The organism is Bacteroides sp. AF29-11, from assembly GCF_003602895.1.
GTDB classification, from domain to species: Bacteria; Bacteroidota; Bacteroidia; order Bacteroidales; family Bacteroidaceae; genus Bacteroides; species Bacteroides uniformis.
Genome location: NZ_QTLY01000001.1, coordinates 356,815 through 369,633 on the forward strand (window position 1 = coordinate 356,815; position 12,819 = coordinate 369,633).

Annotated in this window: 9 protein-coding genes and 1 tRNA gene; 6 read left to right on the plus strand and 4 right to left on the minus strand. The window is 46.7% G+C overall.

Annotated elements, in window-relative coordinates; genetic code table 11:
* Nucleotides 1-47 precede the first annotated feature (47 nt).
* The gene (gene recO / locus DWZ03_RS01315; protein WP_005834546.1) at nucleotides 48-776 is read right to left on the minus strand and encodes a DNA repair protein RecO; all 729 of its coding nucleotides are present in this window, start codon (nucleotides 774-776) and stop codon (nucleotides 48-50) included.
* A gap of 288 nt (nucleotides 777-1,064) precedes the next feature.
* Here recO and DWZ03_RS01320 point away from each other — a divergent pair.
* The 3 genes from DWZ03_RS01320 (at nucleotide 1,065) to gyrB (ending at nucleotide 3,598) form a co-directional block, all read left to right on the plus strand.
* Nucleotides 1,065-1,136: transfer RNA gene (locus DWZ03_RS01320), tRNA-Glu, on the plus strand.
* A 40-nt stretch (nucleotides 1,137-1,176) separates the two neighbouring features.
* On the plus strand, nucleotides 1,177-1,431 hold the full coding sequence (rpsT, locus tag DWZ03_RS01325) for a 30S ribosomal protein S20 (protein ID WP_016272441.1): 255 nt from the start codon (nucleotides 1,177-1,179) through the stop codon (nucleotides 1,429-1,431).
* Between the two features lie 205 nt (nucleotides 1,432-1,636).
* On the plus strand, nucleotides 1,637-3,598 hold the full coding sequence (gene gyrB, locus DWZ03_RS01330) for a DNA topoisomerase (ATP-hydrolyzing) subunit B (protein ID WP_005830422.1): 1,962 nt from the start codon (nucleotides 1,637-1,639) through the stop codon (nucleotides 3,596-3,598).
* Between the two features lie 131 nt (nucleotides 3,599-3,729).
* Here the strand turns inward: gyrB and DWZ03_RS01335 are convergent, their stop codons facing one another.
* Complete coding sequence (locus tag DWZ03_RS01335; protein ID WP_119958052.1) at nucleotides 3,730-4,311, minus strand: DUF3109 family protein; 582 nt, start codon at nucleotides 4,309-4,311, stop codon at nucleotides 3,730-3,732.
* Nucleotides 4,312-4,423: 112 nt separating this feature from the next.
* Nucleotides 4,424-5,938: a 2,3-bisphosphoglycerate-independent phosphoglycerate mutase gene (gene gpmI / locus DWZ03_RS01340; protein WP_117680932.1), complete on the minus strand. Its 1,515-nt coding sequence runs from the start codon at nucleotides 5,936-5,938 to the stop codon at nucleotides 4,424-4,426.
* Between the two features lie 266 nt (nucleotides 5,939-6,204).
* Here gpmI and DWZ03_RS01345 point away from each other — a divergent pair, with 266 nt between their 5' ends.
* Nucleotides 6,205-7,131, plus strand: coding sequence for a magnesium transporter CorA family protein (locus DWZ03_RS01345; protein WP_005834540.1), 927 nt, complete (start codon nucleotides 6,205-6,207; stop codon nucleotides 7,129-7,131).
* A gap of 6 nt (nucleotides 7,132-7,137) precedes the next feature.
* On the opposite strand, the gene DWZ03_RS01350 is transcribed toward DWZ03_RS01345, so the two are convergent.
* Nucleotides 7,138-7,746 (minus strand): ribonuclease HII, encoded by a 609-nt coding sequence (locus DWZ03_RS01350; RefSeq protein ID WP_044468435.1) that lies wholly within the window; start codon nucleotides 7,744-7,746, stop codon nucleotides 7,138-7,140.
* 97 nt (nucleotides 7,747-7,843) lie between these two features.
* On the opposite strand from DWZ03_RS01350, the gene DWZ03_RS01355 reads away from it, so the two are divergent.
* Together DWZ03_RS01355 and DWZ03_RS01360 are read left to right on the plus strand one after the other, a co-directional pair.
* On the plus strand, nucleotides 7,844-9,466 hold the full coding sequence (locus DWZ03_RS01355) for a tetratricopeptide repeat protein (RefSeq protein WP_057097772.1): 1,623 nt from the start codon (nucleotides 7,844-7,846) through the stop codon (nucleotides 9,464-9,466).
* Nucleotides 9,467-9,685: 219 nt separating this feature from the next.
* Nucleotides 9,686-12,811 (plus strand): SusC/RagA family TonB-linked outer membrane protein, encoded by a 3,126-nt coding sequence (locus DWZ03_RS01360; RefSeq protein ID WP_098031811.1) that lies wholly within the window; start codon nucleotides 9,686-9,688, stop codon nucleotides 12,809-12,811.
* Nucleotides 12,812-12,819 lie beyond the last annotated feature (8 nt).

The window sequence follows — 12,819 nt, forward strand, 5'->3', positions numbered from 1 at the left end:
TATAATAAAGGCAGCGCACACTTATTGGGCCGTTACATCGACGATAATCAATCAAAAAGCTCCTTCAATACCTCAAGTGATTTCAATACCGGGAAATCCGGCAGATGCAGACGATAATATTCATTCATAATGTTCAGGCAGCGGGTACGCTCCAACCGGTTCATGGTGAAAAGATGCATCGTTTCATAATTCATGCGCATCAGCTGTGTCAGGCGGGCCGCCTCCTCGGGAGCGATGTAATTGGAATGGAGCTGCGGACGCAAGGGAGTGAAACAAGCATTCTGCAAATCGAAGTAATCTCCGGCATGATAATCCTCCAGGTTGGGATACAAACCGAGAAAACGGGAAAGGCGCATCAGGAAGACCAGATGGAAATTGGCAAACCCCTCCCTGCATTCATCCAGCCAGATGACGGAATGATACAGATAAGCAAACAGCGGACGGTTCTCTGCCTCCTCCCGGACGGCGCGATAAAGGAATTCCGAAAGAAACAAAGCGATGGCAGATTTGTAGGGATCGTAGGGAAGCGTGGCGAAAGGATAAAGAGACTTCGCCTCCTTCACCTTATATATAGTGGCATTAGGACGGAAATCGGCTTCAAGTTCCACCAATGCCAGCGGCTGGAAGAGTACCGGCTTCACCGCCGCCTTGCGCGAACGGGGTATGGACACCATGAAGGAAGCCCTGCCAGCCACCTCCGTATAGATGTCTGCAATGAGAGATGTATCCTTATATTTCAAGGTATGCAGCACAATTCCCAGTGTTTTCTGTAACATTCCCGATTTCTTTATCTGGTTTCAATCTGATAACAAAGCTACAAAAAAAGCCCGAAAGAAGAGAAACAAAAGGAGAAGAATAAAAAAATAAGGTAAGGAGTGTAAAAAAATAAAAGCACATACCACACTGATTTTCAGCAGATAAAATTCCACCCTAAGACAAAAAGCAACAAAAAGCTATATTTTTTTCTTGCGAATGTTTTGGTAATTCAAAAATAGTTTCTACCTTTGCATCCGCAAACGAGAAATAAAGGCTCTTTGCAAGAGCGGAAACGCTCACCAAAGGATGGCCCGTTCGTCTATCGGTTAGGACGCAAGATTTTCATTCTTGAAAGGGGGGTTCGATTCCCCCACGGGCTACAAAATAAAAAAATAAACGAATTAAAAAAGATTAGTCGAGATGGCAAATCATAAATCATCACTGAAGAGAATCAGACAAGAAGAAACAAGAAGACTTCACAACAGATATTATGGCAAGACCATGAGAAACGCTGTTCGTAAGCTTCGTGCTACTACAGACAAAGCTGCAGCAACAGCGATGTATCCGGGTATCACAAAACTGTTGGATAAATTGGCTAAGACTAATGTAATCCACAAGAACAAGGCTAACAACCTGAAGTCAAAATTGGCTATCTATATCAACAAGCTGGTTTAAGTTGACTGTTACACAAAAGATATTACAAGGCTGGACTTTTTAGTCCGGCCTTTCTCATTTATACCTCTCTATTTACCTGCTTCCACACAAGTTTCTTTTCTGTGCTAAAAAGCTGTAAACTACCCGAATTTATCCGTTTGTTTAGCACCATATCCCGAGGATTTTCACTATATTTGCTCTGTTATTACAATAAGGAAAAAAGATTATGACTGAAGAACAGATTCACTCCAATAACGGGAGCTATTCTGCCGAAAACATCCAGGTACTGGAAGGTTTGGAAGCAGTGAGAAAGCGTCCCGCGATGTATATTGGCGACATTAGCAGCAAAGGGCTTCACCACCTGGTGTACGAGGTTGTGGACAACTCCATCGACGAGGCACTTGCCGGCTATTGCGACCACATCGAAGTCACCATTAACGAGGACAACTCCATCACCGTACAAGACAACGGACGTGGTATCCCGGTAGACTATCACGAAAAGGAAAAGAAATCCGCACTGGAAGTTGTAATGACCGTACTGCATGCCGGAGGTAAGTTCGACAAAGGTTCCTACAAGGTATCGGGAGGTCTGCATGGTGTAGGTGTATCTTGCGTAAACGCCTTGTCTACACACATGACTACCCAGGTTTTCCGTAACGGAAAAATCTATCAGCAGGAATATTCCTGCGGACATCCGCTCTACTCCGTCAAGGAAGTGGGCACAACAGACATTACCGGTACACGCCAGCAGTTCTGGCCGGACGATACCATCTTTACGGAAACAGTCTACAACTATGATATTCTTGCCACCCGCATGCGCGAGTTGGCTTACCTGAACGCAGGCATCAAGATTTCACTGACCGACCTTCGCGTAAAGGACGAAGAGGGAAATGCCAAGAAGGAAATCTTCTACTCGGAAGAAGGCCTGAAGGAATTTGTGCGCTACGTGGACTCCTCACGCGAACACTTCATGAACGATGTAATCTACATCAACACCGAGAAGCAAGGCACACCGGTGGAAGTAGCCATCATGTACAACACTTCTTATAACGAAAATGTACACTCTTACGTAAACAACATCAATACCATTGAAGGGGGTACCCACTTGGCAGGTTTCCGCCGTGCACTGACCCGTACATTGAAAAAATACGCCGAAGACAACAAGATGCTGGAGAAAGCCAAGGTAGAGATTGCAGGCGACGACTTCCGCGAAGGATTAACTGCCGTTATCTCCATCAAGGTGGCAGAGCCTCAGTTCGAAGGACAGACCAAGACAAAGCTGGGTAACAACGAAGTGATGGGTGCCGTAGACCAGGCTGTGGGCGAAGCCCTCACCTACTACTTGGAGGAACACCCGAAGGAAGCCAAGCTGATTGTAGACAAGGTGATTCTTGCCGCCCAGGCACGTATCGCCGCACGTAAGGCACGCGAATCCGTACAACGCAAATCGCCGATGTCCGGCGGTGGCATGCCCGGTAAGTTGGCCGACTGCTCCAGCAAGGACCCAGAAGAATGCGAATTGTTCCTCGTCGAGGGTGACTCGGCAGGCGGTTCAGCAAAGCAAGGCCGTAACCGTGCGTTCCAAGCTATCCTGCCGCTTCGCGGTAAGATTCTGAATGTGGAAAAGGCCATGTGGCACAAGGCATTCGAGAGCGACGAAGTAAACAATATCATCCAGGCGCTGGGCATCCGTTTCGGCGTGGACGGTGAAGACAGCAAAGAAGCGAACATTGACAAGCTGCGCTACAAGAAGATTATCATCATGACCGATGCCGACGTCGATGGTTCTCACATCGACACGCTGATTATGACGCTTTTCTTCCGCTACTTCCCGCAAGTTATCCAGCAGGGTTGCTTGTACATCGCCACTCCTCCCCTTTACCTTTGCACCAAAGGCAAGGCGAAAGAGTATTGCTGGACAGACCAGCAGCGCCAGAAGTTCATCGACACTTACGGCGGCGGTTCGGAAAACGCAGTACACACCCAACGCTACAAAGGTTTGGGTGAAATGAACCCGGAACAGTTGTGGGAAACCACCATGAATCCGGAAAACCGCATGCTGAAGCAGGTGCATCTTGAAAATGCAGCCGAAGCCGACTATATCTTCTCCATGCTGATGGGTGAAGACGTGGGCCCGCGCCGCGATTTCATCGAAAAGAATGCAACGTATGCAAATATTGACGCTTAATAAATAATAAATAACCAACCTCACATCTTACAACGAGGAAGCCCCGGACGGGCAGGATAATCCTGCTGACCGGGGCTTTTCCTTTATCCCTCTTCTCCTCCAAAGAAGAGGCCCGTCTCCGCACGGAAGAACTATAGGATTCCTTGTTTTTTCATCTCTTCCACTACCAATTCCAGCTCTGCATACCAGTCCTCACCAAACTTACGGATAAGCGGCTCTTTCAGAAACTTGTACACGGGCAGATTTTCCTTTTGCCCCAACAGTATAGCGGCTTTGCAGACATCCCAACGATGATAGTTCACTGCCTTATAGAGTCCGTAGTTCCCCACCCTTATCGGATAGAGATGGCAGGATATAGGTTTGTAGAAGTTGGTCCTACCCTCACGGTAAGCCTTTTCGATGGCACAATAGCAACAGCCTTTATCATCATAGCAGGTAAAGACGCAATCCTTGTTGTTTACAATAGAAGTCACCAGGTCACCTTCACAATCGGTATAGACCACACCTTGCTCCTCTATCACGGTACGGGCTTCGGGAGAAAGCTCGTCCCAAATCAGCGGAAGCACCTCTTCCAGTTTCTCCACCTCGTCCAGCTCTACGGGAGCACCGGCATCGCCCTCAATGCAGCAAATCCCCTGGCAGGCATCCAAGTCACACAAGAACTTCTCGCGCAAAACATCGAAAGAAACCACAACATCACCAATCTGTATCATAATCGTTCTATTGAAAAAAGACGCGGATTATCCGGATTGCACAGACTCAACTTTAAGAGCATCCGTGGAATCCGTATAATCCGCGTCTAAATATTGTTACGGCTTTGACGCCTTACTTAATCAAATCCTTACCAGTCATTTCGGCCGGCTGCTCCATACCCAAGATATGCAGGATAGAAGGAGCTACGTCAGCCAATACACCGTTCTCAACCTTGGCGTCCTTGTTTGCAGTAACGTAAACGAAAGGAACGGGGTTCAGAGAGTGGGCAGTATTCGGAGTACCATCCTCATTCAGAGCATGGTCGGCATTACCGTGGTCGGCGATGATGATTACTTCATAATCGTTTGCCTTGGCAGCCTCAACGGTGTCTTTCACACATTCGTCGATGGCTTTCACTGCCTTCTCGATAGCTTCGTAGATACCGGTATGTCCCACCATATCACCATTGGCGTAGTTCACCACGATGAAATCGAACTTCTGGGTCTTGATAGCTTCAACCAACTTGTCCTTCACCTCGTACGCACTCATTTCAGGCTTCAAGTCGTAAGTGGCAACCTTCGGAGAAGGAACCAGGATGCGCTCTTCAGCATCGTAGGGAGTCTCGCGGCCACCGTTGAAGAAGAAAGTCACGTGTGCATACTTCTCTGTTTCGGCAATGTGCAGCTGGGTCTTGCCATTGGCAGCAAGATATTCGCCCAATGTGTTCTGTACATTCTCCTTATCAAAAAGGATATGTACACCCTTGAAGCTGGCGTCATACGGAGTCATGCAGTAGAACTGCAGGCCCGGAATGGTCTGCATGCCTTGTTCGGGCATATCTTGCTGGGTGAGGACAACGGTCAATTCCTTGGCACGGTCGTTGCGGTAGTTGAAGAAGATTACAACATCACCTTCCTTGATGGTACCGTCGAAGCCACCGTTCACAATCGGCTTGATGAATTCATCCGTAACGCCTTCGTCGTAGGACTCCTGCATAGCCTGGACCATATCCGTAGCGACCTTCCCTTCACCGTTTACCAACAAATCGTAGGCAACCTTCACACGCTCCCAACGTTTGTCACGGTCCATGGCATAGAAACGTCCCACGATGGAAGCAATCTTGCCGGCAGACTTCTCACAATGGGCAGTCAGCTGCTCAATGAAGCATTTACCGCTCTTCGGGTCGGTATCACGACCGTCCATAAAGCAGTGGATGAAGGTATTCTCGATGCCGTATTCCTTGGAAATATCGCAGAGTTTGAACAAATGGTCAAAAGAGCTGTGCACGCCACCGTTGCTGGTCAGTCCCATAAAGTGGATATTCTTGCCGTTTTCCTTTGCATATGAGAAAGCAGAAACAATTTCCTTGTTCTTCAGGATGCTGCCATCGGCACAAGCACGGTTAATCTTCACCAAATCCTGGTAAACGATGCGTCCGGCACCGATATTGAGGTGACCTACTTCAGAGTTACCCATCTGTCCGTCGGGCAAACCAACGTTTTCACCGCTTGCCTGAAGCTCGGAATGCGGATAAGCTGCCAACAGACTGTCCCAATACGGAGTAGGTGTATTGAAAATCACATCATCTTTACCTTGATCGCCGATGCCCCAGCCATCAAGAATCATTAAAAGGGCTTTCTTACTCATAATATTAATCGAATTTAATTGTATAATCTTTTTGTATGATACAAACGTTCTTTATAGTAGGAACCTGTTTTTGCGCTGCAAAGGTACAAAAAACAGCTGTTAAAGCGTACTGTTTCAAATGATTTATGTACTTTTGCCACGCTTAAAAAATAAAAAACAAGAAATATGGACGATTCAAACCCACGAACGTGCAATAGTATTCACCAATAAAACGAACGGAGACGTTGACTGCAATGCCTCTGTTCCAACCTGAAAGGAGGCAAACAATGAGAAAGTATCTCTACAGTGAAAACGGCTTCACTGAAAAGGCCGAATGGCAACCCAACTGCTGGGTCAACGTAGAATGCCCGGACAACGATGATTTCAAATTCCTTACCGAAGAGCTGAAAGTTCCCGAATCATTCTTGGAAGACATAGCCGACGTGGACGAGCGCCCGCGTACGGAAACAGAAGACAACTGGCTGCTGACCATCCTCCGCATCCCGATGCAGAGCAACCAACGCGGCGTGCCGTTCATCACCGTGCCCATCGGCATTATCACCAATGACGGAATCATCGTTTCTGTCTGCTATCACCACACGGAGCTGATACCGGACTTCATCCAGCACACACGCCGGAAGAACATAGTCGTCAACAATAAACTGGATTTGATTCTGCGAATCATCTACTCTTCCGCCGTCTGGTTCCTGAAGTATCTGAAACAGATAAACAACGACGTGGCCACCGCCGAAAAAGAGCTGGAGAAAAGCATCCGCAACGAAGACCTCCTGCAACTGATGAAGCTGCAGAAGACGCTGGTCTACTTCAACACTTCCATCCGTGGCAATGAAGTGATGATAGGACGGCTGAAAAACATCTTTCAGGACACCAATTATCTGGATTTGGAATTATTGGAAGACGTGGTCATCGAGTTGAAGCAGGCATACAATACCGTGAACATCTACAGTGATATTCTGACGGGAACCATGGACGCCTTCGCCTCCATCATCTCCAACAATGTGAATGCCATCATGAAACGTATGACAAGCCTCAGCATTACACTGATGATTCCCACGTTGATAGCCAGTTTCTACGGCATGAATGTGGACATCCACCTGGAGAGTTTTCCGCACGCGTTTATTTTCATCATACTTTTGTCGGCAATATTATCAGCAGTGACATTCGTATGGTTCAGAAGGATTAAGTGGTTCTAAACAGCATCATTGTCCGAAGTTCAGCGACAACTGCCCATCCCCCAAGAGATTGAACGTCAAGCGATGATAGGGTGTAGTGCCCCGCTCAGCAATGGCGGCACGATGTTTCTTGGTGGGATACCCCTTGTTACGATTCCAGTCATAATACGGATATTCCTCGTGAAGGCGGTTCATGTAGTCATCACGATAGGTCTTTGCCAAAATGGAGGCGGCAGCGATGGAAAGGTACTTCCCGTCTCCTTTCACTACGGTAGTATGCGGCAAGTCCCGATATTTTTTAAAGCGGTTGCCGTCTATCAGCAGATGTTGCGGACGGACATTCAGTTGGTCAACAGCACGGTGCATGGCAAGAAAGGAGGCATTAAGAATATTGATTTTGTCAATTTCTTCGGGAGAGACGACGCCCACCGCCCATGCCAGAGCCTCTTTCTCAATCACTTCACGCAAGGCATAGCGTTGTTTTTCCGTCAGCTGCTTGGAGTCATTCAGAAGTTCATTCTTAAAGTCCGTTGGCAGAATAACGGCAGCGGCATAGACCGCACCGGCCAGACAGCCGCGACCGGCCTCATCGCATCCCGCCTCTATCAAGTCTTCATTCAAATAAGGTAATAACATATATATCGCTATCTTTGAGGCACAAAGATAAATCTTTTTGGAGGGAAACCTGACTTCTAAGAAGAATTAATTAAATTTGCAGAAACAAGACGATGCCATGAAGAAAAACCTATGTCTACTACTCGTATGTCTTCTGTCAGCAGCCGCCCCACTGCAAGCTCAAGACATGCAGCAAGCACAGAAATTGATTGACCAAGCACAGAAATACCTGTACAACAACCCCAAACAAGCTTCCTACTATGCAGCTCAGGCTTCTGCCTTGTTTCCCGAAGATGAGCCCAGTGAGGTCCGCGCACAAGCTATGATTCTCTACTGTCAAGCCGAACAATTGTTGGGGAACTTCGACCTAAGTATCAAGAATCTTTATGACACCCAAAAATATATCCATCCCACCAACAAAAAACAAATGGCACAACTCTGCTCCTTGATGGGGCGTGTATACAGCAAACTAGGCGATTACAACAAAGCCATTGAACTGAACGACAAAGCAACCTCCATCTTCAAATCCATCGGCGATTCCACCTCTGTGGCCGGATGCTATAACGAACGTGGAGTAATGCACCACTTCATGAGTGAATTTACCGTTGCCGAGCGTTTCTTCCAGCGTGCGCTGGCCATCAACCGTGCCCAACGAAACCTGAAAGAGATTGCAACCAACCTGAACAACCTCTGTCTGTACCGGGGAAATACGGAAGAGAAACTTTCTTTCATCCAGGAAGCCATCACCATCAACAAGAATCTGGATGCCCAATGGTCTCTTGGCGAAAACTACAACAACATGGGGAAACAGTATTACTATGACAAGCAATACTCCAAAGCCTTGGAAGCCTTGCATAAAGCCTACGAGTATGCCCACAACATCGGAGCCCGCGAACTGATTTGCGACAATTACGAATATTCGTCCATGGTATATGCAGCTATAGGTGACTATGCCCAAGCCTATAAATACCTGGAGAAAATGCAGCACCTGAGCAAAGAGCTACAAAGCAGTAACAAGCTGCGTAACATTGAGCTGGAAATCTCCTATAAAAGATATCAAGACCAGAAGCATGCCACTGAAATGCAGGAACAAATCTATGAAATAGAACTGCTGAAACGCAATCTATGGCTCTTGGGCAGCATACTTATTCTCGGTTTGGCTGTCAGTATCTTCTTATATAAATGGTATAAACGCAGAAAAGACCTGCAACTGATTGAAACCCGCTATCAGCTGGAACTCTCCGAACGCGAAGTATCCGAACTGAAACTACAACAGCAAGAAATGGAACTGAAAAACGTGCAGAGTGCTTTGGATGACAGCCGCCAGGAGGTTACCAGCTTTGCCGTGTTCCTAAGAAGCCGCAATGAGCTACTCGACAAGATACGTGGAATGATTAAAGAGGGTTATAAAATGGATAACCAAACACTCATTCCCCACCTGAAGAAAGTGAATGCCTTCATCAGCCAATATCAAAGCGGAGATAAGACAAACAGTAGCTTATTGCTGAATATAGAAGAAAAGAACAAGGAATTCCTGGACCGGCTCGCACTAAAGCATCCTAATCTGACGCAAGGTGAAAAATACCTAGCAACTCTATTACGCGTCAATCTGTCAACCAAAGAAATCTCCATGATAACCGGTACCATTCCCAAAACAATCAATATGAACCGGTATCGTTTACGCAAATCTTTGAACTTATCCACAGAAGAAGACTTGGTTGAATACCTTCAGAGTTTCTAAAAACGAAGCCAAAGAGAAAAGCTCTCTTGTAGATAGATCATATTAGAATATAATACTATTATTCAACGATTTAGCAATCGGATTGTAGATTAAATAACAGTACTTTCAACCCCCTTTGTAGATATTTTATAGATAAAGTTCATAGCCAACCTTTTAATTATATCGCTTCCTTTGCCCTTGTGAAAAACAAAGTATTAACCTTAAAAAACTTTATCACACATGGGTAAAATTAAACAGTATTTCTCAATGCAAAGAGTATTACTACTTGCCTTACTCTTTGTATGTCTAGCGCCGCTAAGTGCATTAGCGCAAACCATCCAGCTAACCGGTACCGTAACCGATACCAAAGGAGAATCTCTTATCGGTGCCAGTGTCCTGGAAAAAGGAACCAGTAATGGTTGCATCACCGACGTTGACGGCAACTTTACGTTGACAGTCTCTCCCAAAGCAACTATGGTAATCTCTTATGTGGGTTATGTAACCCAGGAAATTCCCCTCAACGGGCAGAAGAACATCAAAATAGCATTGAAAGATGATTCTGAAATGCTGGATGAAGTCGTAGTCGTAGGTTACGGTACGATGAAGAAGAGTGATATGACCGGTGCCATTTCTTCGGTGAAAGCGGAAGATTTGATGAAGCGTGCCACTACCAGCGCAACCGAAGCACTGCAAGGTAAAATTGCCGGTGTAAGCGTTTTGAAATCGGGAGGTAATGCAGGTGCAAGCATTTCTGTAAAAATCCGTGGTATCAAGACTATGGGTGACAATGAGCCGCTTTACATCATCGACGGGTATCCTGGTGACATCAACACCATCAATCCGCAGGATATCGAATCCATGGAAATCCTGAAAGATGGTGCCGCCGCTGCCATTTACGGTTCTGTGGCCGCCAATGGTGTAGTCATCGTTTCTACCAAGAACGGAAAGGAAGGAGAGCTGAAAGTTTCCTTTAATACGTATATGACGGTCAACTCGGTAGCCAAGAAGTTCGACATGCTCAATGCAGACGGCTACTTGAAAGTGCACAACATGATGTACGAGAATGCAGGAACAAACAAGCCCGCTTATCTTACGTACAAGAATGGACAGAACCCTACCGGTGCCGATACAAACTGGCAGGATGAAATGCTCCGTACCGGTATCGCACAGAACTATTATGTAAACCTCATCGGAGGTTCTGAAGTTGCCAAATATTCACTTTCTTATGGGCATGCCGACGAGAAGGGTATCTTTAAGGGTAACTCTTACATCCAGGATAATGCCCGCCTGAAACTGAATGCGCACAAATATATCTTTGATTTCGATGCGAGCTTGAACTTCAAGGTCACACAAAGCAAACAGCCCCAGTATTCCTTGAAAGAAATGTACTCCATTTCGCCACTGGTGCCCGTTTACGACGAAAACCAGACATACGGATACGGTCTGACCGACATGTCGGTAGACGGTACCAAGATGGAATTCCCAACCAACCGTAATGTCATGGCAGACGACCATTACAAAGACAGAAAATATACGGGCTACGACATTACCGGCAATATCGGTCTGACCATGAAGCTCGCCCCGTGGCTTACATTCAAAACAAGCTATACGTACGACGGTTACTACTACAACGACCGTTATCATCGTGCCAAATACGAAGCCAATGCACAAGAGCCGAGCCTCTATCCTTATAACTACGAGTACAACTCATACTATCGTAAGCAAACATTCGAGAATGTATTGACCTTCATGAAAGACTTCGGCAAGCACTCCGTTACTGCCATGGTAGGTAACTCCATCATTTCCGCCCATCAGGATAAAAGTTCTGTCAGCGTGGAAGGCAAGAAAACCGAATATGATGTAGTAGGCGGCAGTCTGAGTTCCAGCGAGGTTCCCGGCGGATTCTTCGACCCGACATCTCCCACAATCGATGCAGGTATCGGCGGTACATTTGCCGGCACAGGTACTTTCTACGATTACAACCGCGCTTCTTTCTTCGGACGCTTCAACTATTCATACGCCAGCCGTTACTTGCTGCAAGTGACTGTACGTTCCGACGGCTCTTCCAAGTTCGGTAAAAACAACCGTTGGGGTACCTTCCCTTCCGTAGCAGTGGGATGGAGAATCAGCGAGGAAGATTTCTTCCCCAAAAACACCCCTATCAGCAACTTGAAGTTCCGCGCCAGCTGGGGACGCCTGGGTAGCGAGAGTGCACTGGGCTACTATTATGCGCCAACAATGAGTAACAGCAACACCCAATGGATGAGCTACATACAAGGTGGTAATCCTTGGGCCGGCATGTCCAACCTCTATCTGGTAAACGACGATTTGCGTTGGGAAACTACCGATACCAAAAACATCGGTTTCGACTTCGGTCTTTTCAACAATAAGTTGAGCGGTAGCCTTAACTACTATTACAACACAACGGAAGACTTACTGATTGAAAAAGTCATGCCGCCTTCTGCAGGTATCTACAATCCTACTGTCAACGTAGGAAAGATGGTAAACAAAGGTTTCGAGCTTGAATTGAACTATGGAGACAACATCAACGGTTTCGACTATAATATCGGTTTCAACCTTTCTACCATCCACAACGAAATGTTGAAGGCAGACCCGAACCAGGTACTTTATGGTTCTGCCTGGAAGGGTGACGGCCACTTCGTAACCCAAACACTGAAAGGTTATCCGGTAGCCAGCTTCTGGCTGTATCAGACTGACGGCATATTCCAGACTGATGCAGAAGCTGCTGCTTACGTAAACAGTGCAGGCGAACGTCTCCAGCCGAGTGCCAAAGCCGGTGATATCCGCTTCAAGGATGTAGACGGCAATGGAAGCATCGACTCCGGCGACAAGGTATATTCCGGTTCCGGTATTCCCAAGGTGGAAGCCAACTTGTCATTCAGCGGTTCCTATAAGAACTTTGACCTTTCCTTCCAGTTTGGCAGTGCATGGGGGCACAAACTCTACAACGTAAACCGTCTGTATTATGAAGGAATGGACGCCGGTAGAAACTACTTCACAAGCACCATGAATGCATGGACACCGCAAAACGCAGGAACAAGTATGCCAAGAGCTGTACTGGGTGACCCGAATGAAAATACCCGTGAATCCGATCGCTTCCTCGAAAACGGTAACTTCGTCCGCCTTCGCCAGTTGCAGTTAGGATACAGCTTGTCCAGAGCTTTAGCTAAGAAAATGTATCTTGAAAAATGCCGCCTCTATGTCAGTGGAGAGAATCTCTTTACCATCACTAAATATTCCGGTATCGACCCTGAATTCTCTTCAAGCATTCTGGACACCGGTGTAGACTCCTTTGTATACCCGTTCACCCGCTCATTTGTAGTAGGTCTGCAAGTTACATTCTAATCACCATT

Bases quoted from the DNA above. Each gene is read 5' to 3' on its own strand.
- gpmI (WP_117680932.1), bottom strand. From the start codon at position 5,938: ATGAGTAAGAAAGCCCTTTTAATGATTCTTGATGGCTGGGGCATCGGC.
- DWZ03_RS01335 (WP_119958052.1), bottom strand. From the start codon at position 4,311: ATGATACAGATTGGTGATGTTGTGGTTTCTTTCGATGTTTTGCGCGAG.
- gyrB (WP_005830422.1), top strand. From the start codon at position 1,637: ATGACTGAAGAACAGATTCACTCCAATAACGGGAGCTATTCTGCCGAA.
- recO (WP_005834546.1), bottom strand. From the start codon at position 776: ATGTTACAGAAAACACTGGGAATTGTGCTGCATACCTTGAAATATAAG.
- DWZ03_RS01350 (WP_044468435.1), bottom strand. From the start codon at position 7,746: ATGTTATTACCTTATTTGAATGAAGACTTGATAGAGGCGGGATGCGAT.
- DWZ03_RS01355 (WP_057097772.1), top strand. From the start codon at position 7,844: ATGAAGAAAAACCTATGTCTACTACTCGTATGTCTTCTGTCAGCAGCC.
- DWZ03_RS01360 (WP_098031811.1), top strand. From the start codon at position 9,686: ATGGGTAAAATTAAACAGTATTTCTCAATGCAAAGAGTATTACTACTT.
- rpsT (WP_016272441.1), top strand. From the start codon at position 1,177: ATGGCAAATCATAAATCATCACTGAAGAGAATCAGACAAGAAGAAACA.
- DWZ03_RS01345 (WP_005834540.1), top strand. From the start codon at position 6,205: ATGAGAAAGTATCTCTACAGTGAAAACGGCTTCACTGAAAAGGCCGAA.